The 21,564-nt window shown below is 62.0% G+C and carries 20 protein-coding genes; 14 read left to right on the top strand and 6 right to left on the bottom strand.

Going from position 1 to position 21,564, the window contains the following annotated elements; genetic code table 11:
* The 4 genes from VNX23_RS19315 to VNX23_RS19330 all read right to left on the bottom strand — a co-directional run.
* The coding region (locus VNX23_RS19315) for an ATP-binding cassette domain-containing protein (RefSeq protein WP_325632598.1) at positions 1–200 on the bottom strand (200 nt) is incomplete at its 3' end.
* A complete protein-coding gene (locus VNX23_RS19320; RefSeq protein WP_325632599.1) occupies positions 197–1,171 on the bottom strand; it encodes an ABC transporter permease in 975 nt (324 codons plus the stop codon). The genes VNX23_RS19320 and VNX23_RS19315, both read right to left, overlap by 4 nt.
* A 17-nt stretch (positions 1,172–1,188) precedes the next feature.
* Complete coding sequence (locus VNX23_RS19325) at positions 1,189–2,169, bottom strand: ABC transporter permease (protein WP_325632601.1); 981 nt, start codon at positions 2,167–2,169, stop codon at positions 1,189–1,191.
* 104 nt (positions 2,170–2,273) lie between these two features.
* Complete coding sequence (locus VNX23_RS19330) at positions 2,274–3,869, bottom strand: ABC transporter substrate-binding protein (RefSeq protein ID WP_325632603.1); 1,596 nt, start codon at positions 3,867–3,869, stop codon at positions 2,274–2,276.
* Positions 3,870–4,039: 170 nt separating this feature from the next.
* On the opposite strand from VNX23_RS19330, the gene VNX23_RS19335 reads away from it, so the two are divergent.
* The 6 genes from VNX23_RS19335 to VNX23_RS19360 all read left to right on the top strand — a co-directional run bounded on the left by VNX23_RS19335 (position 4,040) and on the right by VNX23_RS19360 (position 12,468).
* Entirely contained in the window at positions 4,040–5,281 is a 1,242-nt protein-coding gene (locus tag VNX23_RS19335) for an FAD-dependent oxidoreductase (RefSeq protein WP_325632605.1), read from the top strand.
* 90 nt (positions 5,282–5,371) lie between these two features.
* A complete protein-coding gene (locus VNX23_RS19340; protein WP_325632606.1) occupies positions 5,372–5,650 on the top strand; it encodes a DUF6489 family protein in 279 nt (92 codons plus the stop codon).
* A complete protein-coding gene (locus tag VNX23_RS19345; RefSeq protein ID WP_325632607.1) occupies positions 5,647–6,465 on the top strand; it encodes an alpha/beta hydrolase in 819 nt (272 codons plus the stop codon). Before VNX23_RS19340 ends, VNX23_RS19345 begins: the two co-directional genes overlap by 4 nt.
* A 64-nt stretch (positions 6,466–6,529) precedes the next feature.
* Positions 6,530–8,080 (top strand): wax ester/triacylglycerol synthase family O-acyltransferase, encoded by a 1,551-nt coding sequence (locus VNX23_RS19350; protein WP_325632608.1) that lies wholly within the window; start codon positions 6,530–6,532, stop codon positions 8,078–8,080.
* 12 nt (positions 8,081–8,092) lie between these two features.
* On the top strand, positions 8,093–9,088 hold the full coding sequence (locus tag VNX23_RS19355) for an alpha/beta hydrolase (RefSeq protein ID WP_325632610.1): 996 nt from the start codon (positions 8,093–8,095) through the stop codon (positions 9,086–9,088).
* Positions 9,089–9,231: 143 nt separating this feature from the next.
* Positions 9,232–12,468: a bifunctional cytochrome P450/NADPH--P450 reductase gene (locus VNX23_RS19360; protein WP_325632611.1), complete on the top strand. Its 3,237-nt coding sequence runs from the start codon at positions 9,232–9,234 to the stop codon at positions 12,466–12,468.
* 3 nt (positions 12,469–12,471) lie between these two features.
* On the opposite strand, the gene VNX23_RS19365 is transcribed toward VNX23_RS19360, so the two are convergent.
* Both VNX23_RS19365 and VNX23_RS19370 read right to left on the bottom strand, forming a co-directional pair.
* Positions 12,472–12,882 carry a GFA family protein gene (locus VNX23_RS19365; protein WP_325632613.1) on the bottom strand — a complete coding sequence of 137 codons (411 nt, stop codon included), beginning with the start codon at positions 12,880–12,882 and terminating at the stop codon, positions 12,472–12,474.
* Positions 12,879–13,823: an alpha/beta hydrolase gene (locus tag VNX23_RS19370; protein WP_325632614.1), complete on the bottom strand. Its 945-nt coding sequence runs from the start codon at positions 13,821–13,823 to the stop codon at positions 12,879–12,881. The genes VNX23_RS19365 and VNX23_RS19370 overlap by 4 nt, the downstream gene beginning before the upstream one ends.
* A 348-nt stretch (positions 13,824–14,171) precedes the next feature.
* Here VNX23_RS19370 and VNX23_RS19375 point away from each other — a divergent pair, with 348 nt between their 5' ends.
* From VNX23_RS19375 to paaA, 8 genes are all read left to right on the top strand, one after another.
* Entirely contained in the window at positions 14,172–14,564 is a 393-nt protein-coding gene (locus tag VNX23_RS19375) for a hypothetical protein (protein ID WP_325632616.1), read from the top strand.
* Positions 14,561–15,658 (top strand): alpha/beta fold hydrolase, encoded by a 1,098-nt coding sequence (locus tag VNX23_RS19380; protein WP_325632617.1) that lies wholly within the window; start codon positions 14,561–14,563, stop codon positions 15,656–15,658. The genes VNX23_RS19375 and VNX23_RS19380 overlap by 4 nt, the downstream gene beginning before the upstream one ends.
* Positions 15,655–16,251, top strand: a complete 597-nt coding sequence (locus tag VNX23_RS19385) for a GNAT family N-acetyltransferase (protein ID WP_325632619.1) — start codon at positions 15,655–15,657, stop codon at positions 16,249–16,251. The genes VNX23_RS19380 and VNX23_RS19385 overlap by 4 nt, the downstream gene beginning before the upstream one ends.
* A 181-nt stretch (positions 16,252–16,432) precedes the next feature.
* On the top strand, positions 16,433–16,906 hold the full coding sequence (locus tag VNX23_RS19390; RefSeq protein ID WP_325632621.1) for a phasin: 474 nt from the start codon (positions 16,433–16,435) through the stop codon (positions 16,904–16,906).
* Between the two features lie 210 nt (positions 16,907–17,116).
* Positions 17,117–18,403: a DUF445 domain-containing protein gene (locus VNX23_RS19395; RefSeq protein ID WP_325632622.1), complete on the top strand. Its 1,287-nt coding sequence runs from the start codon at positions 17,117–17,119 to the stop codon at positions 18,401–18,403.
* A 191-nt stretch (positions 18,404–18,594) separates the two neighbouring features.
* Positions 18,595–19,365, top strand: coding sequence for an alpha/beta hydrolase (locus VNX23_RS19400; protein WP_325632624.1), 771 nt, complete (start codon positions 18,595–18,597; stop codon positions 19,363–19,365).
* 246 nt (positions 19,366–19,611) lie between these two features.
* The gene (gene paaX, locus VNX23_RS19405) at positions 19,612–20,478 is read left to right on the top strand and encodes a phenylacetic acid degradation operon negative regulatory protein PaaX (RefSeq protein ID WP_325632625.1); all 867 of its coding nucleotides are present in this window, start codon (positions 19,612–19,614) and stop codon (positions 20,476–20,478) included.
* Between the two features lie 88 nt (positions 20,479–20,566).
* Positions 20,567–21,559: a 1,2-phenylacetyl-CoA epoxidase subunit PaaA gene (gene paaA, locus VNX23_RS19410; RefSeq protein ID WP_325632626.1), complete on the top strand. Its 993-nt coding sequence runs from the start codon at positions 20,567–20,569 to the stop codon at positions 21,557–21,559.
* Positions 21,560–21,564 lie beyond the last annotated feature (5 nt).

The following is a 21,564-nucleotide window of genomic DNA, read 5'->3' on the forward strand; positions in this document are numbered from 1 at the left end:
CCCGCGATGCGGCCGGGCCGGTCGATCAGGCCGATCACGGCGAGCCCCGTCACGGATTTTCCCGCGCCGGATTCGCCGACCACGCCCAGTACCTCGCCCTTGGCGATATCGAAGGAGACGTCGTCGATCGCGCGCAGCGCCTGATGGCGGGTGGCAAATTCGACCCGCAAGTTACGCACGGAGAGAACAGGTTCGCTCATCGAAGTTTCGGGTTCAGCGCGTCGCGCAGCCAGTCGCCGAGCAAGTTGATGGACAGGATCAGCGCCGCGAGCGCAAGGCCGGGGAAGGCCACGATCCACCACTCGCCGGCGAACAGGTAGTTGTTGCCGATCCGGATCAAGGTGCCGAGCGACGGCATGGTGTCGGGCATGCCGGCACCCAGAAACGACAGGGTCGCTTCCGTGATGATCGCAAGCGCGAGATTGATCGTCGCAATCACCAGAATCGGCCCCATCGCATTGGGCAAAACGTGCCGGAGCATGATCACGGGCGCGGGCAGGCCGATCAGCTGCGCCGCCGCGACGTAATCCTTACTCTTTTCCACCATCACGGAGCTGCGCACGGTGCGCGCATATTGCACCCAGAAGCTCAGGCCGATCGCGAAGACTAACACCGCGAGCGTGCTCATCGCGTCCAGCCGGTTGCCGAACAACGACTTGGCGACCCCGTTGACCAATAATGCGATCAGGATGGCGGGGAAGGTGAGTTGAACGTCGGCGATGCGCATGATCAGACCGTCGATCGCGCCGCCGAAATAACCGGCGATCAGCCCCAAGGCTATGCCAAGCGCTCCGGAAAACAGCACGCCGAGGATGCCGACAACAAGCGAAATGCGAAGGCCGTAGAGGATGGCGGAAAAGACATCGCGGCCTTGCTCGTCGGTGCCCAGCAGAAATGGGCTCTGGCCATCGGCCGTCCAAAGCGGCGCGATCCGCGAGTTCATCAGCTGGAGCTGCGCCGGATCGAATGGATTTTGGACCGCTAGAAGCGGTGCGGCAATCGCAAGCAGAAAGAAAAGCAGCGTCACCGCGGCGGCCACCATGGTGAGCTTGGAGCGGCGAAACGAATAGAGGATGTCGCTTTCGATGGCGCGTTTGAGCCAGCCGGCCGCATGCGCGCGGGTCAGCGCGGTGTTCGAATTGGCCTTGCGGGTGAGGGCGGCGTCGGACATTGCAAACCTCGCAAGCTTCACGCCGGGCGATCGATGGTCGCGCGCAAGCGCGGGTCGACCACGGTATAGAGGATGTCCACCACGAGGTTGATGGTGACGAAGATCAGCGAAACCATCAGCAAATAGGCCGCCATGATCGGGATATCAACATTTTGTACGGCCTGCACAAACAGAAGCCCCATGCCGGGCCACTGGAAAACCGTCTCGGTGATGATCGCAAATGCAATAACCGAGCCAAATTGCAGGCCCGCCACGGTGATGACGGGCACCAGTGTATTTTTGAGGGCATGGCCGAAATGGATGGCGCGGGTGGTCAATCCGCGCGCGCGGGCAAAACGGATATAGTCGGTGCGCAGGACCTCGAGCATCTCGGCCCGCACCAGCCGCATGATCAGCGTCATCTGGAACAGACCCAACGTGATCGCGGGCATGATCAGCGCTTTGAGGCCCGAGACCGTCAGTAGCCCAGTGGTCCACCAGCCGAATCGCACGACCTCGCCGCGGCCGAACGAGGGTAGCCAGCCGAGCGTCACCGAGAACAGGTAGATCAGGAGAATGCCGATCAGAAACGTCGGCAACGAAATGCCGATCAGTGAAACCGCCTGGAAAATCCTGGCGAGCAGCGTGTCGCGTCGCAGCGCCGAATAAACTCCCATCAGGATGCCGAAGACCATCGCCAGAATGGTGGCGCAGGTCGCCAGTTCCAGCGTCGCCGGAAGCCGCTCCTTCAGGAGATCGGCGACCGGCAGGCGAAACTGATAGGAGACGCCGAACTTGAATCGCACGGCATCGGCGAAATAGCGGGCGAACTGCAGCGGGACGGGATCGTCGAGGCCGAGCGATTTTCTGATCTCGGCCCGTTCAGCCGCCGAGGTGTCGATGGAGACGATCTGGCTCACCGGATCGCCGGCAAATCGGAACATCGAGAACGCGATGATGCCGACAGCGATCATGACACCGATCGCCTGGATTGCCCGGCGAAGCGTGAATGCGAGCATCTTTTTACTTCGTTGTCATCGGCTACCCAAAGGGTGCGTATCGGATCACTACGCTTAAACGACAAGTCCCGGAAAGTTCCGGGACCGCATGCCAGCGTATAACGCTATTCCTGTTTGGTTGCCCAATAAAACAGGACCTGATTGTCCGCGCGCTGGGTCAACTTCACCTTTTTCGAGACACCCCATGCCAGCGCCTGCTGATGCACTGGGATGTAGCCGTAATCCTTGATCCCGATTTCGAAGGCCTGCTTGATCATCTGGTCGCGCTTGGCAATGTCCGGCTCGACCAGAACCTTGTCGGCCAACGCATCGAGTTCCTTGCTGCAATAGCCGCCGAGATTGGCCTCGCCGCGGGTGGACTCCTTGGGATTGTGGCAACCCATGATATCGTACAGCACGTTGTGGGAATCCATCGATGCCGGCGTCCAGCCCAACAGATAGAACGAGGTCTGGTAGCCGCCCGGCTTGAGCACCTTGCCGAAATATTGCGCCTTGGGCTGCGCCAGCAGGTTCACCTTGACGGCGATCCGCGCGAGCATGCCCACCACCGCCTGGCAAATATCCGCGTCGTTGACGTAGCGGTCGTTGGGGCAATCCATCGTGACTTCGAAGCCGTCGGGATAGCCAGCCTCGACCATGAGCTTCTTGGCCGCGTCGGGATCGGCTTTCGGCCGGGTGAAGTCTTTCGCGAGAGGGAATAGTTGTGGTGCAACCATCAGCGCCGACGGTGTCGAAAGGCCGCGCATCACGCGGTTCTTGATCAAATCGACGTCGATCGCTTTATAGAAGGCTTCGCGAACGCGGATATCCTTGAACGGGTTCTTGCCCTTGATGTTGGAATACAGGAGTTCGTCGCGCTCCTGGTCCATGCCGAGGAAGAGGGTGCGGACCTCCGGTCCGGTCAGAACTGCGGCGTTGCCACCGGCATTGACGCGTTGGATATCCTGGGTCGGAACCGGCTCGATCACGTCGACGTCGCCTGACAATAGCGCGGCCACGCGGGTGGCGGCCGATCCGATCGACGTGAAGACGATTTCCTTGAGATTGTGCTCCGGCTTGCCCCACCAGTTCGGATTGACCTTGAACACGGTCTTCACGCCGGGCTGATGGGTCTCGATCATGAACGGGCCGGTGCCGTTTTCGTGCAACGCGGCATAACTCGGCGTCGTCGCGGAAGCCGGCGTCGGTGCGACAGAGTTATTTTCCTCACACCATTTCTTGTCCATGATGAACCAGCCGTCCCATTGCGAAATCAGAATGGGGTTGGGCGAGTCAAGTTTCACATCGACGGTGTAGTCGTCGACCTTGACGAATTTGGCGTCGGCGGGAACGTTGGTCAGGAAGTTCGAGCCCTTGGCGCGCACGCGATCGGCGGAAAACAGCACGTCGTCCGCGGTGAAGGGGTCGCCGTTGTGGAACTTGACGCCTTTGCGCAGATGGAAACGCCAGTGCGTCGGCTCCAGAATTTCCCAGCTCTCGGCGAGCGCCGGAGCGATCTTCAGCTCCTTGTCGCGGGTGACCAGGCCCTCATAAACATGGGCATGATGCGCGATGGTCGTGGTTTCCTTCAGCGTATAGGGATCGAGCGATTTGAGCTCTCCCTGGTTGGCGTAGCGCAAGGTCTGGCTTGAGGCCGGCATCGCGGCAAAGGCGACAATCGAAGCAGTGGCCATTGCAAGCAAGATCTGACGTAACGGCATTGGTGGAAGCTCTCCGCGATGGTGTAGAGGAATACCCAATCCATGTTGCCAGAGTTTGGCCGCCACGCAAAGGCGATTTCCTCCGGCTGCAATGGTTTGCGGGCATCGTGCCCTACCTAAGTTCAACGCGGGCGGCTTCGTGTATCGCGCCAAGCTGACGGGAGTGCTGGATGGTGCAACTGAAGGCGGACGTCCTTGTGCTGGGAGCGGGCATGGTCGGCGTCAGCGCGGCCCTGCACCTGCAAAAACTCGGGCGCGATGTCATCCTCGTCGACAGGCACGAGCGCGCCGGTGAAGAGACGAGCTACGGAAACGCGGGGCTGATCGAATGCGCCTCGGTATTTCCCTACATGTTTCCGCGCGACTTCAAGCAGATCCTTCAATATGCGCTGAACCGTTCGCCGCAGGTGCGCTACAGTATTTCCGATCTGCCCGACTTTCTGCCGTGGCTTGTGCGCTATTACTTCGCGTCTTCGCCGCAACGTGCGTTACACAGCGCGATGGCCGAGCTGCCGCTGATCCAGCAAAGCCTCGTCGAACACGAGGCGCTGATCGACGAAGCCGGTGTTCCGGAGCTGTTGCGCCGCACCGGTTGGCTCAAGCTGTTTCGTTCCGAGACGAGCCTTGCCAAGGCCGTGCGTGAGGCTGAACGCGCCGGGCAATATGGCGTCGCGAGCGAAATTCTCGATAGCAAGGCAATCGCCGCCCGCGAGCCCCATCTGACCGGAGATTTTGCGGGCGCAGTCCATTTGCCGGCACCCGGATTCATTGCCGATCCGGCCGCGCTGGCCAGGGCCTATGCGGCGCTGTTCGTCCGCAAGGGTGGACGCTTCGTCGTGGCGGACGCGCGATCGCTCACGCAGGAGGCCGGCGGATGGCGGGTCGATAGAGTGGCCGCGCGCGAGGCCGTGGTGGCGCTGGGGCCATGGTCCGATCTGGTGTATCGGCCGCTCGGATACGCGATCCCGCTTGGCTTCAAGCGCGGCTATCACTTGCATTTGAAGCCGGGCGGCAATGCCGTGCTCAACCACCCGGTTCTGGATTCGGATCTCGGTTTTCTGCTGGCGCCGATGAACCAGGGCATTCGTCTGACTACCGGCGTCGAATTCGCCCGCCGCGATGCGGCACCTTCGCCGATCCAGATCGATCGGGCATTGCCGCGGGCGCGAAGCTTGTTTCCGCTGGGAGAGGCGATCGAGGCGAAGCCCTGGATGGGCAGGCGGCCATGCTTGCCGGATATGCTGCCGGTCATAGGCCGGGCGCCTCGCCACCCCGGGCTCTGGTTCGATTTTGGCCACCAGCATCACGGTCTGACGCTCGGGCCTGTGACCGGCCGCCTGCTCGCGGAAATGATGACCGGCGTGACGCCCTTTGCCGACCCGCTGCCGTTTGCCGCCGATCGCTTCGGTTGATCGCGTTCCGCTTTCGCCCTTTGGACGGCTTGCTTCCAGCAGGCGGTAGCGGCGATACTAGTGGTCCGGTCAATGCACCCAGGAGCGCACATGAAGGTTAACGTTGAAATCGACTGCACGCCGCTGGAGGCGCGGCAGTTTTTCGGGCTTCCGGATGTGCAGCCGATGCAGACGGCCGTGATGGAAAAGCTCCAGAATCAGATGATGGAAAATATCCAGAAGGTCTCGCCTGAAGCGCTCATGCAAAGCTGGCTCTCGTTCGACCCGAAGTTTGCCGAGCGATTTAGCGACATGTTCGCGGCGATGACAGGGCTTGGTACCGGTCTTGGTGCCGGTCTTGGCGGTGCGCGCGCGCCTGACAAAAAATGACGCCGCCTGACGAGAGCGAAAAGCCGGCGAGACACCCGCTTCGCCCGCCAGGCCTCGGCCTGTTGCTCGCCGAGATGCGGGGCATCTTCGAATTCAACGCCAGCCTGATGATGTCGCCGCTGCTCTTGCGCGCGCCGAGAGGCGACGGCCACCCTGTGCTGGCATTGCCGGGATTCCTCGCCAGCGACCTTTCGATGTCGCCGATGCGCCGCTATCTGGCGGAACTCGGATACGATGCCCACGCCTGGCAGATGGGCCGCAATCTTGGCGGCCTTTCGCGCGTGCGCGCGGCGTTGCGGCAGCGCCTTGCCGAAATTCACGAAAGCACCGGCCGCAAGGTCAGTATCGTCGGCTGGAGTCTGGGCGGCGTCTATGCGCGCGATCTCGCGCTGCATGCGCCGCATATGGTGCGCTATGTGGTGACGCTCGGCAGTCCCTTTGCAAACGACGTGCGGGCGACGAATGCGACCCGGCTTTACGAAGCGCTGTCCGGCGAGACGATCGACAACGACCCCGAGCTTCTCGAGGCGCTCTCGGGCGATCTGCCGGTTCCCACAACGTCGATCTACTCGCGCGCGGACGGCGTCGTAAACTGGCGGACCTGCTTGCTGCGGCCTTCCGCTACGGCCGAGAACCTCGAAGTATACCTCGCCAGCCATGTCGGGCTTGGCGTCAATCCGGCGGCATTGTGGGCGGTCGCCGACCGTCTGGCCCAGCGGGAAGGTCAATTCATCCAATTTGACCGATCGGGGCCCTTTGCCATTGCATATGCGCCGCCAGAACGGGCACAATCCCCGAATAAAGGGACTGTCTGAACGCCAGAATTAAAATTGAAAAGCACCGCCAAAGGTGCAGCGTAACTGTTCGCGGGAGGAACCTATGAGCGACGCCAGGAAACTGTCCGCCATGGACGCGTCGTTTCTGTATCTGGAAACGCCGGAAATGCCGATGCATGTCGGGAGCATGGCGATCTTCCGTCTGCCTGAGAACTACAAGGGAGACTTCTTCGAAGACTTCAAGGCGATGATCGCCTCGCGGCTGCACGTTGCGCCGATCCTCAAAGCCCGCCTGGAAAAGGCGCCGCTCGACATCGACCATCCGTCCTGGGTCGAGGACGATCAATTCGATATCGATCGTCATATCTTCCGCGGCAGCCTTCCGGCGCCGCACGACCGCGCCACGCTCGAGCGCCTCGTCGGCTGGATGCATGCCAAGCTGCTTAACCGCGCCCGTCCGCTCTGGGAGTTCTACGTCTTCGAGGGCATGAAGGACAACGAGATCGGGCTCTATTCCAAGATGCACCATGCCTGCATCGACGGCGGCGCGGGCGCAGCGCTGACCAACATGATCTATGATGTGACGCCGACCCCCAGGGAAATCGAGCCGCCCACAGCGCCTGCCAAGGTCGACCAGGAGCCGCGCGACATCGCCGCCACCCTTCTTGATTCCTATCAGCAGCTTTGGCGCCAGCCGTTCGATGCTTCCGCCGCCGCCAAGGGCATCGAACTGCCGCGCTCCGGCAAGAGCGATCTCGGATCGATCCTGTTCGACAATGCGATGTTCCAGATCGAGAACGCGGTGAAGTTCGCCGGCAACGTCCCGGCCATGCTCAAGGGCGTCTCCGACGTGGTCGCAAAGATCGCCGATCCGAAATCGCGCGACAGCATTGCCGGCATGATGTCGCCGCCGACCATCCTCAACAAACAGATATCGTCCGAGCGCTCCTTTGCCGGCGTCTCGATTCCGTTGTCCCGCGCCAAGGCCGTTGCGAAGGCGGCTGGCGGCAAACTCAACGATGTCGTCTTGGCGGTCTCAAGCGGCGTGGTTCGCCGCTATCTGCTGGAGCGCGGCGCGCTGCCTTCGAAATCGATGACCGCGGGAGTGCCGATCTCGCTGCGCGAAGAAGGCAATACGGATGCCAACAATCAGGTGTTCGGGATGATCTGTTCGATCGCGACCAATGTCGAGGACCCGAAGACGCGGCTTGAGACGATCATTGCGCAATCGACCAAATCCAAGGAAATGTCGCATCCGCTCCGCGCGCTGATGCCGCAAATATCGAACGTCTCGATGCTGGGCGCGCCGATCCTGATCCAGATTCTTGCGCTGCTCTATAGCCGCTCCAGCCTGTCGGACGTATTGCCGCCCGCGGCCAATATCACGGTGTCGAACGTGCCGGGGCCGCGCCAAACTCTATATGCAGCCGGCGCCGAACTCCTGCACATTTTCCCGGTGTCGATCTCAACCCATGGGTTGGCCCTCAACATCACCGTGCAGAGCTACCGCGATCAGCTCGACTTCGGCTTCATCGCCGGCGCCAATATCATTCCGCATGTCGAGGTGCTGTGCGACTTGGTGCCTTCGGAATTCGCCGCGTTGGAGGCGGCCTTTGCGCCGCCGCAAACCGACGTGAAGGGTGCGGCCGAATAAGGGTTTTCGCCGATGATCGACATGCCGCCGCTGCAATTTGCGCAAGTCAACGGGATTCGGATGGGCTTTTACGAAGCGGGTCCGAAAACCGACGTGCCGCCGCTCATCCTCTGCCACGGCTGGCCGGAACTTGCGTTCTCCTGGCGTCACCAGATCAAGGCGCTGGGCGAAGCCGGCACCCGGGTGATCGCGCCGGACCAGCGCGGTTATGGCGCAACCGAGCGGCCCGAAGCGGTCGAGGCCTACGATTTGGAGCATTTGACCGGCGACCTCGTCGGGCTGCTCGATCATTTGAAGATCGACAAGGCGATCTTCGTCGGCCACGACTGGGGCGGCTTTGTTGTCTGGCGGATGGCGCTTGCGCATCGCGACCGTGTCGCGGGCGTCGTCGGTGTCAATACGCCGCACTTCGACCGCGCACCGGCCGACCCGATCGAACTGCTGCGCAAGCGGTTCGGCGACAGCATGTATATCGTGCAATTTCAGGACCCCGCGCGCGCGGCCGACAAGATCTTCGATAGCCGTGTGGGGCAGACCTTTGATTTCCTGATGCGCGAGCCGATGCCGCGCAAGGAGGCCTTGCCGGCGGAGCCCGCAACGGCGGGGGTCGGTGCGTCGTCAAAGCTCAATCTGGCGTTTCCACAAATGGTCGCCGGCTATGATGCCAAATACGATCCGCGCAAGCCGATCCTCTCGGGCGAGGAGATGAAGGTCTTCGTCGGCACCTTTTCCAGAACCGGCTTCACCGGTGGCATCAACTGGTACCGCAACATGTCGCGCAACTGGCGGCGCGCGGTCGAGCTTGATCACACGGTCAAGGTCCCGGCGTTGATGATCATGGCGGAGAACGATGCGGTGCTGCCGCCCTCGGCCGCCGACGGCATGGAAAGACTTGTTCCCGATCTGGAAAAATATCTGGTTCGCGACAGCGGACACTGGACGCAGCAGGAAAAGCCCGAGGAAGTCAGCGCCAAGCTGATCGAATGGCGGCGGAAACGGTTTGGTTAGGTATCGTCATTGCGAGCGAAGCGACTTGAATTGTCATTCCGGGGCGATGCGTAGCATCGAGCCCGGAATCTCGTCATTCCGGATCTGGTCCTTCGGACTATCCCGGAATGACGAATTCTAAGAAGGCAGGGAATGTTACCGTTATGGCGTCGTCAAACCGACTAAGCCCGATCCCGCATCCGCCGACCAAGCCGGTGGTCGGCAACATGCTGTCGCTGGATTCGACCGCACCGGTGCAGAACCTGGCGCGGCTCGCCAGGGAACTCGGGCCGATCTTCTGGCTCGATATGATGGGCGCGCCGATCGTCATCGTCTCCGGCCACGATCTTGTCGATGAACTCAGCGACGAGAAGCGGTTCGACAAGGCGGTGCGCGGGCCGTTGCGGCGGGTGCGCGCGATCGCGGGCGACGGTCTGTTCACCGCCGATACGACCGAGCCGAACTGGGGCAAGGCCCACAACATCCTGCTGCAGCCGTTCGGCAACCGCGCCATGCAGTCCTATCACCCGAGCATGGTCGACATCGCCGAGCAGCTTGTGAAGAAGTGGGAGCGGTTGAACGCCGATGACGAAATCGACGTCGTGCACGACATGACTGCGCTGACGCTGGATACCATCGGGCTGTGCGGGTTCGACTACCGCTTCAATTCGTTCTACCGGCGCGACTACCATCCCTTTGTCGAGTCGCTGGTGCGCTCGCTTGAGACCATCATGATGATCCGCGGCCTGCCGCTGGAAAATCTCTGGATGCAGAAGCGGCGGCGCGATCTTGCTGCCGACGTCGCTTTCATGAACAAGATGGTCGACGAAATCGTTGCCGAGCGCCGCAGAAGCGCCGCGGGCAGCGATGACAGGAAGGATTTGCTTGCCGCCATGATGACGGGTGTCGACCGCGTCACCGGCGAGCAACTCGACGATGTCAACATCCGCTACCAGATCAACACGTTTTTGATCGCGGGCCACGAAACGACCAGCGGACTGCTGTCGTGCACGCTTTACGCGTTGTTGAAACATCCCGAGGTTCTGAAAAAGGCTTACGAGGAGGTCGACCGGGTGTTCGGGCCCGATGTCAACGCCAAGCCGACCTTTCAGCAGGTGACGCAACTTACCTACATCACCCAGGTGTTGAAGGAAGCGCTGCGGCTGTGGCCGCCCGCACCCGCCTACGGCATCGCGCCGTTTGCCGATGAAGTTATCGGCGGCGATTACAGGCTCAAGAAGAACATCTTCATCACCGTGCTCGTGTTGGCGCTGCATCGCGATCCCTCGGTGTGGGGCCCCAATCCGGATGCGTTCGATCCGGAGAATTTTTCCCGCGAGGCGGAAGCTGCGCGTCCGGTCAACGCCTGGAAACCGTTCGGTAACGGCCAGCGCGCCTGCATCGGCCGCGGCTTTGCGATGCATGAGGCGGCGCTTGCGATCGGCATGATCCTGCAACGCTTCAGGTTGATCGACGTCCATCGCTACCAGATGCATCTGAAGGAGACGCTGACGATCAAGCCGGAGGGTTTCAGGATCAAGGTACGGCCGCGCGAGGACAAGGAGCGCGGCGCCTATGCAGGCCCGTCGGCGACGGCGGCGGTTTCCGGCGCGGCGACGGCGCCCCGCGGGCGGACCCGTCCCGGACACAATACGCCGCTGCTTGTGCTGTACGGATCGAATCTCGGCACCGCGGAAGAACTCGCAACGCGCGTGGCCGATCTCGCCGAGGTCAACGGCTTTGCAACGCGGCTGGCGCCGCTCGACGATTTCGTCGGCAAGTTGCCGGAAGAGGGCGGCGCATTGATCTTTTGTGCGTCCTATAACGGCGCGCCGCCGGACAACGCCACGCAATTCGTCAAATGGCTGGGCGGCGATTTGCGCAAGGATGCGTTCGCAAGGCTGCGCTACGCCGTGTTCGGCTGCGGCAACAGCGACTGGGCCGCGACCTATCAGGCCGTACCGCGCTTCATCGACGAGAAATTGGCCGCGCATGGCGGCCGCGGCGTCTTTACGCGCGGCGAGGGCGATGCGCGCGGCGATCTCGACAGCGACTTCGAGAGCTGGTTTACCAGGCTCGCCCCGCTTGCGACCCGGGAATTCGGCATCGAATCCAGTTTCGCCCGCAGCGCCGAGGACGAACCGCTGTACAGCGTCGAGCCGGTTGCGCCGTCAGTGGTCAACGCCGTGGTCGCGCTCGGCGGCCCTTCGCCCATGAAGCTGCTGACCAACAACGAGTTGCAGAACAAGGCTGGCGCCAACGCCTCGGAGAGGTCGACCCGGCACATCGAGGTGCAATTGCCCGCCGGCCTCAGCTACCGGGTCGGCGATCACCTCAGCGTCGTACCGCGTAACGATCCGGCGCTGGTCGATGCGGTTGCCCGCCGGTTCGGGTTTCTTCCCTCCGACCAGATTCGCCTGCAGGTCGCGGAAGGCCGGCGCGCGCAGTTGCCCGTCGGTGAAGCGGTGTCGGTGGGCAGGCTTCTGGCGGATTTTGTCGAATTGCAACAGGTCGCGACCCGCAAGCAGATCCAGATCATGTCCGAGCACACCAACTGCCCGGTCACCAAGCCGAAGCTGCTCGCCTTTGTCGGAGATGATGCCGCCTCCGCCGAGCGTTATCGCGCGGAGATCCATGCCAGGCGCAAATCGGTGTTCGACCTTCTGGAGGAATATCCGGCCTGCGAATTGCCGTTGCATGCCTACCTGGAAATGCTGTCGCTGCTCGCGCCGCGCTATTATTCGATTTCGTCCTCGCCCTCGGTCGATCCGTCGCGTTGTAGCGTCACCGTCGCTGTCGTCGAGGGACCCGCCGCCTCGGGCCGCGGCATCTACAAAGGCATTTGTTCGAACTATCTCGCCGGCCGCCGTGTCGGCGAAACCATCCAGGCTACCGTGCGTGAAACCAAGGCCGGTTTCCGCCTGCCCGATGATCCCGCCGTGCCGATCATCATGATCGGTCCTGGCACGGGCCTTGCGCCGTTCCGTGGCTTCCTGCAGCAGCGCGCCGCCTCGAAAGCAGGCGGAGCGACCCTCGGCCCGGCGATGCTGTTCTTCGGCTGCCGCCATCCCGAGCAGGACTATCTTTACGCCGATGAACTGAAGGCCCATGCCGCAGGCGGCATCACCGAACTCTACACCGCGTTCTCGCGTGGCGAGGGTCCGAAAACCTATGTGCAGGATCTGGTCGCAGCCGAGCAGGATCGCGTGTGGAAGCTGATCGAGGACGGCGCAATCATCTATGTCTGTGGCGACGGCGGCAAGATGGAGCCGGACGTCAAGGCCGCGCTGGTTGCGATCTACCGCGAGCGCACCGGCGCCGACAGGGACGCCGCTCAGCGCTGGATCGATGATCTCGGCGCCGGAAATCGCTACGTGCTCGACGTCTGGGCGGGCGGGTAGGCTTTACCGCCGCGGTGGCAAGCGCTCGAAGCTCGGCGTCCCCTCAGGGATTGCATGAAACGGCTGCTTGTCGCAGGTGTAGATCGCCATTTGCGGACTGCCGAACACCGCGGGATCATCGAGCGTGCCGACTTTGACAATGGCAGCCGCCAATCCGGGCCGCCGGGTAAGAAGATGAGTGCCGCACTCGCCGCAGAATTCCCGCGTCACCGCGCGCTCGAGGTCGCTGCGGGTAAACTTCCTGGGCGTGCCCTTGGTGAAGCTGAAGCCGTCGAGTGGCATCAGCATGAACATGTTCGGCGAGCCGCCGCTGATATATTGGCATTCCCGGCAGTGGCATTGCGCTTTCATCATCGGCTCGCCCTCGGCGACATAGCGCACCTTGCCGCAATAGCAGCCGCCTTCCAGTTTCATGAGACCCTCTCTTTTGACTGATGTGCCGCTTTTCCGGATGCTTCCTTCGCATGCCTGGCGATGCCGTCGATGATTTGCGGCCAGAACGGAATCGGCAGTGCGTGGCCCATGCCCGGGATCATCAGGAGTTTTGCGCCGGGAATCGAAGCGGCGGTGTCCATGCCGCCTTCGGGCCGTACCAGCGGATCGACCGTGCCGTGGATCACCAGCGTTGGCGCCTTGACGGCGGATAGCCGCTCCTTGCGGCTGCCGGAAGCGAGAATGGCGCGAAGCTGGCGTCCGACACCGGCCGGATTGAGGCCGCGTTCATAGGTTCGTTTCCCCCGCGCGATATCAAGTTCCTCGTCCTCCGGGAAGCTGCCGACGCGCAGGACCTTCCAGGTCTTGACGAAGCGATCGAGGTATTCCTCTCTCGTGGCGGGCGGCGGCGCCATCAGGATCGCCATCGCTTCACGGCTCGCCTGCGGCAGTTTGGGATTGCCGGTGCTCGACATGATCGAAGTGAGCGAGCGCACGCGCTCCGGAAACGAGATCGCGATTTCCTGCGCGATCATGCCGCCCATCGAGGCGCCGACGAGATGCGCCGACTTGATGCGGAGCGCGTCCATCAGGCCAACCGTATCCTCCGCCATGTCGCGCAATTTGTAAGGCGCCTGGACCGGGATCCTGAGGAACCGCAGCTTGAGCAGTTCCATCGCGGTCAGGCGCTTGCCGCCAGAGAGGCGGCTGGACTTGCCGATGTCGCGATTGTCGAAGCGGATGACGCGAAAGCCGCGCGCGGCGAGCTGGCGGCAAAAATCGTCGTCCCAATGGATCATCTGGGCACCGAGCCCCATGATCAAAAGCATGGGCTCGGCGGCCGGATCGCCGAAGATCTCGTAACAAAGGTCGATGCCGTTGGCGCGAGCGAGCTGTGGCGGCTGATGAGGTGACGGGTTCAATTGGGCATTCCTTCGTGAAATGGCTTTGCAAAGATTTCTATGACACGGTTTTTCGCGGCACAGAAGGCTCTTCAGGTTGACCGGCTAGTGGTCCGATTCTAACATTCGCATCCCATTGCTGCGGACACCTTTTGCGAATGTTGGAATCAAAGGACCACTAGCAAGTATAGGATTTTAGTGGAGTTTAGGATTTGACATTCGCTTTGCCAGTGCGCGGCCAGGTGGGGAGCGAATGTCAAATCCACTCCACTAAGCACAACGGTGTGGAATGAAATAACCGAAGTCGGCCGCGCGGGCACTTGACGCCGCGACAAGCCTCGACTTTCGCAATCATGCCGGAGGACGCCGATGGCAGACAAGAGCAACGATCCAGTCGCGTTGTGGCAAAACATGATCGGCGAGATGGAGAAGGGGTTTAACGCCTTCGCCAATCAGGCCATGGCGTCGCCGCAATTCAGCAAGGTCATGAACCAGGTAGGCGGCACCACGGCGGGAGCGCAAAAGCAGCTTGCCGACCTCATGGAAAAATACCTGGTATCCCTGAACCTGCCGAGCCGGGAGCAGATGGTCAGCATGGCGGAGCGGCTGGCCTCGATCGAGGGGCAGCTGAACGAGATCAAGACGCTCCTGCAGCAAGTGCACGGGCAGGCCGGCACGTCGAACGCGCCGGCAGCGCCGCGGCCGCCGCGCACCAAGCGCCCGCCTTCGCCGCCCTCGGGCGAAGGCGGAGAGCAAAAATGAACGCCGACGCCGGCCTCAATCCGCTCGGCCTCGACCTGGCCTCGATCCCGGAGCGGATTCAGAGCGAGGTCCAGCGCGCGATTCAACGCAGCATCAAGGGGGTCGAATATATCTCGTCCACGGGACCGTCGCTCGGTTCCACGCCCAAGGACATATTGAGTGTTCGCGGCACGATGAATCTCTATCATTACCGCCCCCTCGCCGACGAGATCTACCGCGTGCCGATCCTGATCGTGATGGCGACCACCAATCGCGGCTACATCCTCGACATGGTTCCCGGCCAGAGCTTCATCGAGTTTCTCCTCAAACGCGGTTACGACGTCTACATGCTGGACTGGACCGCGCCGAAGCCGGAGGAAAAGCGGCTGCGGATGGAGGATTACGTCCTCGATTTCATTCCGGATTGCGTGCGGCGGGTGCAACAGGATTCCGGCGAGAACGACGTTACCGTGATCGGCTATTGCTTCGGCGGCGTCTTGTCGCTGCTTTACGGCTCGATCTTTGCCGACGGGCCGATGAAGAACCTGATCTGCTTCACCACGCCGATCGACTTCCGTGAAATGAAGCTGTTTCAGAGTTTCGCCGACCGCCGCTATTTCGACGTCGATCATCTGATCGACAGCGTCGGCAACGTGCCGCCGGAAATGATCCTGTCCTCGTTCGAGATGCTGCGGCCGGCCTCGCGCGCCGCAAGCCAGGTGCAGCTTTGGGAAAACATCTGGAACGACGAGTTCGTGAAATCCTACCGGATGTTCGATCGCTGGGCGACCGATACGCTGCCGCTGGCAGGCGAATATTTCCGCACCATCACCAAGGACCTGATGTGGGACAACAAGCTCTATAACGACACCATGACGGTGGGCGGGCGCAAGGCTGACATCGCCGACATCAAGGTCCCGATCCTGCATGCGGTGGCCGAGCACGACCACATCGTTCCCTATGATGCCGCCCGGCCCCTGATCCAGAAGGTCGGCTCGGCCGACAAGGAAGAGGTGATGCTCAAGGGCGGCCATGTCAGCCTGGTTGCCGGCGCCAACGCCATCCGGCGGCTGTGGCCCAAACTCGATTCATGGCTATGCGAGAGATCGACATGAGTGAGAAACGCACCTACCCGCGGCATGTCAAAACCGATGCCGGCGAGATCGAATTCCGCCTGATGTCGCGCGCCGACGAGGCCGCCGTGCTTGCCTTCGCGCAACAACTGCCGACCCATGATCTGTTGTTCCTGCCGCGCAATATCAGCCAGTCCAAGGTGCTTTCGGCCTGGATCAACGAGATCGAGCGCGGCGACATCACAAGCCTGCTCGCCATCAGGCAGGGCGTCGTCGTCGGCTGCGGCACGCTGGTGCGCGATCCGCACTCATGGTCGCCCCATGTCGGCGAAATCCGGATGGTGGTGTCGCTGGAGGTCCGCGGTCAGGGCGTGGGCCGGGCGCTGTCGCAGGAGACATTCGCCATCGCGATTGGCGCGGGGCTGGAAAAGCTTTCGGTGCAGATGACGGTCGACCAGCAGGCGGCGATCGCGCTGTTCGAGAGCCTCGGCTTCAAGGCGGAGGCGCTGCTGCACGACCACGTCCGCGACGTCGACGGCAAGAAGCACGACATTGTCGTGCTCGGGCACAACGTGGCGCAGGTTCGGGCACAGCTGGAGGCCTACGGGGTTCCCGGGGCCGTGGCGCAAGGCTGAAGAGGGCTAGATCCCCCGGTTCCCGAGGCAAATCGCCCAAAATTCCGACAATCACGAACTTGTGATATCGCGACGCAGCATGTATATTGCGTTGCAACAACGGCGATGCCATATAAGCCACGCCCCGGGCCATTCGGACGGGGTGAGCCCATAGCTCAAACCTGAGGATGGAGAGACCCCAATGAGCACCGAGAATCCCATGCTGAACAGCGTCAAGGAAGCCTTCGCGCCCGTCACCGAAGCCTTCAAGAATTTCCAGAACATGGAAGTTCCCGAGGCCGCCCGCGAGTTCGTGAAGAAGCAGGCCGAGACTGCCAAGGAGCGCACCGCCGACTTCTACGCCGGTTCGGAAAAGGCCACTGATGCGATCGAGTCCGCCGTTGCCGGTTCGGTCAGCGAAGCCGCCAAGATCAGCCGCAATATCCAGCAGGCGTTGTACCAGGACGCCGAGGCGTTTTTCGCCGGCATCGACAAGCTGGCGTCGGCCAAGTCGCTGAACGAGGCGGTGCAGATCCAGTCCGACCTCCTGCGCACGCGCGGTGAAACGCTCGTGTCGAGGGCCAAGGCCTCGAGCGAATATCTGAGCAAGCTCGTGACCGAGAGTGCGAAGACCGCTCAGGACAACTTTGCCAAGGTCTACAACAAGACGGCTTGATTGCCTTAAGTATCAGTTGCGTCAGTTCGAAGGCTCGCTTCACGCGGGCCTTCTTTTTTGGCTCTCCACGTCATGCCCGGGCTTGCCCCGGGCATCCACGCCTTACCTTCCTGTGTCGATCAAGACGTGGATGGCCGGGACAAGCCCGGCCATGACGAAGGTGGGCCGTCGCGCTAGGATCGAAGCTGGTTCGTCCTCGATGAAACCCTCATGATCCTTCCCACGACATTCTCGTTCGACACTCCCACTGACGCCGCACGCGCCGCCGAACTGCGGCGGATCAAGGCGCTGGCGACGCTCGTTCTGACCGGCACGCTCGCGCTTTTCGTCGCGGCAAAGCTGCTATTGCCCCTCCACCCCGTGTTCGGCTTTGTCGCCGCCTTTGCGGAAGCTGCGACCATCGGTGGCCTCGCCGACTGGTATGCGGTAGTGGCGCTGTTCAAGCGGCCGCTCGGCCTGCCGATCCCGCATACGGCGATTATTCAGGCCAATCAGAACCGGATCGCCGAAAAACTCGGCGAATTCATCGAAGTGCATTTTCTCGAACCCGGACCTGTCGAGGCCAAGTTGCGCCAGATCGATTTCGGCTCCTTCATCGCCGACTGGCTCCGCGACCGCAAGCGCAGCGCCGATCTCGCCCGCTTCGCGCTCCGCCTTTTGCCCGAGGCGGTGAGCGCGACCGAAACTTCCGGGTTGATGAATTTCATCAGCCGCCGCATCGCCAGCCAATTGCAGGATATCGATCTTGCGCCGCTCGCCGCCGGAACGCTGCGGGCGTTCGTGGCAGAGCGGAGGCATCAGGGCTTGCTTGATGACTTCCTGCGCGGCGTGCACGAGATGCTAACGCAGGCCGAGACCATGGCTATGATCCGCGAGAAAGTCCGCGCCGAACTGCCGACGCTTTTGAAGCTCTATCGCGCTGACAAGTTTCTGGTGAACAAGATCGTCGCCTCGGCAACGGCCTTCCTCGAGGAGGTACGCAAGGATCCCGACCATCCGTTCCGCGGTGAATTCGACCGCATGGTGCTGTCCTTCGTCGACCGGCTTTCCAATGACAAGAGCTATGGCGATCGCATCGACGGCTTGAAGCGCGACCTCCTTGCGCGCCCCGAACTCGGCGAACTTGCGCGAACCATGTGGGCGAATGCGCGCTCGTTCATCGAGCGCAGCGCCAGCGGCGAGAGCCAGGTATTGCAACAGCATCTTGCCGGCATGTTCGTGAAAGCAGGCGAGGCGCTTGCAGCCGATTCCGAATTGCGCGGTGAAATCAACGAGGGATTCGTCACTGTGCTGCGCAGTTTCATCGCCGATCAGAAAAGCGGCGTATCCACTTTCATCGCCGATCAGGTCAAGGCGTGGGACATGGGACAATTGATTTCGCTGATCGAGATCAATGTCGGCCGCGACCTGCAATACATCCGATTCAACGGCTCGTTGATCGGCGGGTTGGCAGGGCTTGCGCTCTACACCTGTGAATTCCTGCTTCGCTTGTTGTGACTTTTAGATCACTGCTGCGATTTAAGCTGCCCGGAGCCATTGTCCGGCCGGCTGGCGGCCGCTTGAATGTTGGAATCAGTATCATAGCTCTATCGACGTTGTTGCACTGCAGAACGACCGTGTGAGAACCGCGTTTTCCGAAAACGACTGATTGGCCGCTTTTTTTAAAGCGGGTCATGGAGAGGAATACGATGTCCGCCACCGCCCAGACGCTGCGCCCGCCGTCGAGAACCCTGATGTTTCTGGAAGGACGCGCGATTTCCGAGTTTGGCGCGTTTCTCGGCGCGCTGCCGCTATTGAGCCTGGCGCCTGGCGGCGATGGGCATCCGGTGCTGGTGCTGCCCGGCCTCGTCGCATCCGACGTTTCGACACGGCCGCTGCGCAGCTTCCTGGAAAACCGCGGCTATGCGGTGACCGGCTGGCGGCAGGGTCGCAATCTCGGCCTGCGCCAGGGCGTGCAGCATGCGATGATCGATCTCGTGCGCGAACTCGCCGACAGCCATAAACGCAAGATCAGCATGGTCGGCTGGAGCCTCGGCGGTCTTTATGCGCGCCAGCTCGCCAAGATGTTGCCCGATCGCGTGCGCTCGGTGATCACGCTTGGCAGTCCGTTCGCGAGCCACCCAAGGGCAACCAACGCCTGGCGCGTCTATGAGATGGCGAGCGGGCGCCGCGCCGACGAGCAGGACCCGCGGTTTGGCGGACGGCTGTCGGAAGCACCGCCGGTGCCGACCACCGCAATCTTCAGCCGCACGGACGGCATCTGTGCGTGGCAAGGCTGCATGGAAAGGACCTCTGCGATGTCGGAAAGCATCGAGGTCGAAAGCAGCCATTGCGGCATGGGTCATCATCCGGCGGTCGTCTACGCGGTCGCCGATCGCCTCGCCCAACCCGAGGGGCAATGGAAGCCGTTCGACCGGAGCGGCTGGCGCAGCCTCGTTTATCCCGATCCGAGCCGGTAAGATTAGCGCGCTGGCGCGTTGGACTCGCATTGTTCGTCATGGCCGGGCAAAAGCGCGAAGCGCGCTTCGCGCTAGATGTCCCGGCCATCAACGTCTTTTCCGCCGGCAACGTTTTGTCGTGGATGCCCGACAAGCCCGGGCATGACGAGATTTCCGAAAGCATTAATTTAGTTCGAGCGTCGCAACGCCGCGCCCAGAACCGTTACGTCATTGTCGCAGAGGCGGAAAACGCGCTATGCGTCTGTCATGCCGCAGCCGCTTGGACGCATCATCGACGAGCTCAAGCGCGAACCCTCGCGCACCGGCTCGATCGTCATCACCGTATTCGGCGATGCGATCGTGCCGCGCGGCGGCTCGGTCTGGCTCGGAACGCTGCTGAAATTCTTCGAGGCGATCGATATCGACAGCGGCGTGGTGCGCACCGCGATGTCGCGCTTGGCATCCGATGGCTGGCTCGAACGCGAGAAGGTCGGGCGCAACAGTTTTTACCGTCTGACCGACAACGGCCGGCACACGTTTGCGGCCGCCACCACGCATATCTACGATTCGCCCCCGTCCGACTGGACCGGCCGCTTTGAGCTCTTGCTGATCGGCAGAGCCGAGGATCGCGACATCTCGCGCGATGCGCTCAAGAACGCAGGCTTCGGAAGCCCGTTGCCGGGCGTGTGGGTCGCACCGTCAGGTGTTCCGATCCCCGAGGAAGCCGCATCCGCGATCCGTCTCGAAGTATCGGCCGAAGACGACAGCGGTCGTCGTCTCTTGCGCGAGAGCTGGCCGCTCGATCGCACGGCGGAAGCCTATCTGAAATTCATGCGGAGTTTCGAGCCATTGCGCGGTTGGATCGGCCGCCGCGGCCGGCTCAGCGATGAGGACGCCTTCACCGCGCGAGTCCTGCTGATCCATCATTACCGTCGCGTCGTCCTGCGCGATCCGCTGTTGCCTGCTGTGTTGCTGCCTGCGGATTGGCCGGGGCGGGCCGCCCGGGGCCTGTGCGGGGAAATCTACCGCGGGCTGCTACCGGCATCCGAGCAATGGCTCGACCGGCACGGGTCGAACGAAAGCGGGCCATTGCCGCCCGCAGGTGTGGAACTGGAGCGGCGTTTCGGCGATTAGGTTTGGTCGATTAATATGTTACAGAATTATATTGCATATTGAAGTTTTTGTTATATATTGCCGGCAATGATTGCGGAAAGGTCGGCGCATGTACACCCAGGCGCTCAATACGTCGGAAGCCGAAGATCGCAACCTCGAAGATGCGGCGCGTGCTGCGCAGTTCCAGGCGCGCATCGACGCCGAGGAACGCATCGAGCCGAATGACTGGATGCCGGCGGCCTATCGAAAGACGCTGGTGCGGCAGATTTCGCAACACGCGCACTCCGAGATCGTCGGCATGCTGCCGGAAGGCAACTGGATCACCCGCGCGCCGACGCTGCGCCGCAAGGTGGCACTTCTGGCGAAAGTGCAGGACGAATGCGGCCACGGTCTTTACCTCTACGCCGCCGCCGAGACGCTCGGCTCTTCCCGGGAAGAACTCGTCGACCAGATGCTGGCGGGGAAGGCAAAATATTCCTCGATCTTCAATTACCCGACGTTGACCTGGGCCGATATCGGCGTGATCGGCTGGCTGGTCGATGGCGCGGCGATCATGAACCAGATCCCGTTGTGCCGCTGTTCCTATGGCCCTTATGCGCGCGCGATGATCCGGGTGTGCAAGGAGGAATCGTTTCATCAGCGGCAAGGCTACGAGATCACGCTGACGCTTTCGCGCGGCTCGCAAGAGCAGAAGGCGATGGCGCAGGATGCCTTGAATCGCTGGTGGTGGCCGGTGCTGATGATGTTCGGGCCGCCGGACCAGGCAAGCCAGCACAGCGACACTTCCACCAAATGGAAGATCAAGCGTTTTTCCAATGATGAGCTGCGCCAGAAATTCGTCGATGCGACGGTGCCGCAGGCTCACTATCTCGGGCTGACGATTCCCGATCCCGGCATGAGACTGAATGCGACGACCGGGCATTGGGAATACAGCGCAATCGACTGGGAAGAATTCAAGCAGGTGCTGGCCGGCAACGGCCCCTGCAATCGCGACCGCTTGGCGGCGCGGCGCAAGGCGCATGATGAGGGCGCCTGGGTGCGCGAGGCTGCCGCGGCCTATGCGGAGAAGCGCCGGCAACGCGCCGCGGCGCGCGCTGCGTAAAGGAG

Origin of the sequence: Bradyrhizobium sp., from assembly GCF_035570375.1 — a bacterium.
Classification (GTDB): domain Bacteria; phylum Pseudomonadota; class Alphaproteobacteria; order Rhizobiales; family Xanthobacteraceae; genus Bradyrhizobium.

Bases quoted from the DNA above. Each gene is read 5' to 3' on its own strand.
- VNX23_RS19320 (WP_325632599.1), bottom strand. From the start codon at position 1,171: ATGTCCGACGCCGCCCTCACCCGCAAGGCCAATTCGAACACCGCGCTG.
- VNX23_RS19325 (WP_325632601.1), bottom strand. From the start codon at position 2,169: ATGCTCGCATTCACGCTTCGCCGGGCAATCCAGGCGATCGGTGTCATG.
- VNX23_RS19330 (WP_325632603.1), bottom strand. From the start codon at position 3,869: ATGCCGTTACGTCAGATCTTGCTTGCAATGGCCACTGCTTCGATTGTC.
- VNX23_RS19335 (WP_325632605.1), top strand. From the start codon at position 4,040: ATGGTGCAACTGAAGGCGGACGTCCTTGTGCTGGGAGCGGGCATGGTC.
- VNX23_RS19340 (WP_325632606.1), top strand. From the start codon at position 5,372: ATGAAGGTTAACGTTGAAATCGACTGCACGCCGCTGGAGGCGCGGCAG.
- VNX23_RS19345 (WP_325632607.1), top strand. From the start codon at position 5,647: ATGACGCCGCCTGACGAGAGCGAAAAGCCGGCGAGACACCCGCTTCGC.
- VNX23_RS19350 (WP_325632608.1), top strand. From the start codon at position 6,530: ATGAGCGACGCCAGGAAACTGTCCGCCATGGACGCGTCGTTTCTGTAT.
- VNX23_RS19355 (WP_325632610.1), top strand. From the start codon at position 8,093: ATGATCGACATGCCGCCGCTGCAATTTGCGCAAGTCAACGGGATTCGG.
- VNX23_RS19360 (WP_325632611.1), top strand. From the start codon at position 9,232: ATGGCGTCGTCAAACCGACTAAGCCCGATCCCGCATCCGCCGACCAAG.
- VNX23_RS19365 (WP_325632613.1), bottom strand. From the start codon at position 12,882: ATGAAACTGGAAGGCGGCTGCTATTGCGGCAAGGTGCGCTATGTCGCC.
- VNX23_RS19375 (WP_325632616.1), top strand. From the start codon at position 14,172: ATGGCAGACAAGAGCAACGATCCAGTCGCGTTGTGGCAAAACATGATC.
- VNX23_RS19380 (WP_325632617.1), top strand. From the start codon at position 14,561: ATGAACGCCGACGCCGGCCTCAATCCGCTCGGCCTCGACCTGGCCTCG.
- VNX23_RS19385 (WP_325632619.1), top strand. From the start codon at position 15,655: ATGAGTGAGAAACGCACCTACCCGCGGCATGTCAAAACCGATGCCGGC.
- VNX23_RS19390 (WP_325632621.1), top strand. From the start codon at position 16,433: ATGAGCACCGAGAATCCCATGCTGAACAGCGTCAAGGAAGCCTTCGCG.
- VNX23_RS19395 (WP_325632622.1), top strand. From the start codon at position 17,117: ATGATCCTTCCCACGACATTCTCGTTCGACACTCCCACTGACGCCGCA.
- VNX23_RS19400 (WP_325632624.1), top strand. From the start codon at position 18,595: ATGTCCGCCACCGCCCAGACGCTGCGCCCGCCGTCGAGAACCCTGATG.
- paaX (WP_325632625.1), top strand. From the start codon at position 19,612: ATGCCGCAGCCGCTTGGACGCATCATCGACGAGCTCAAGCGCGAACCC.
- paaA (WP_325632626.1), top strand. From the start codon at position 20,567: ATGTACACCCAGGCGCTCAATACGTCGGAAGCCGAAGATCGCAACCTC.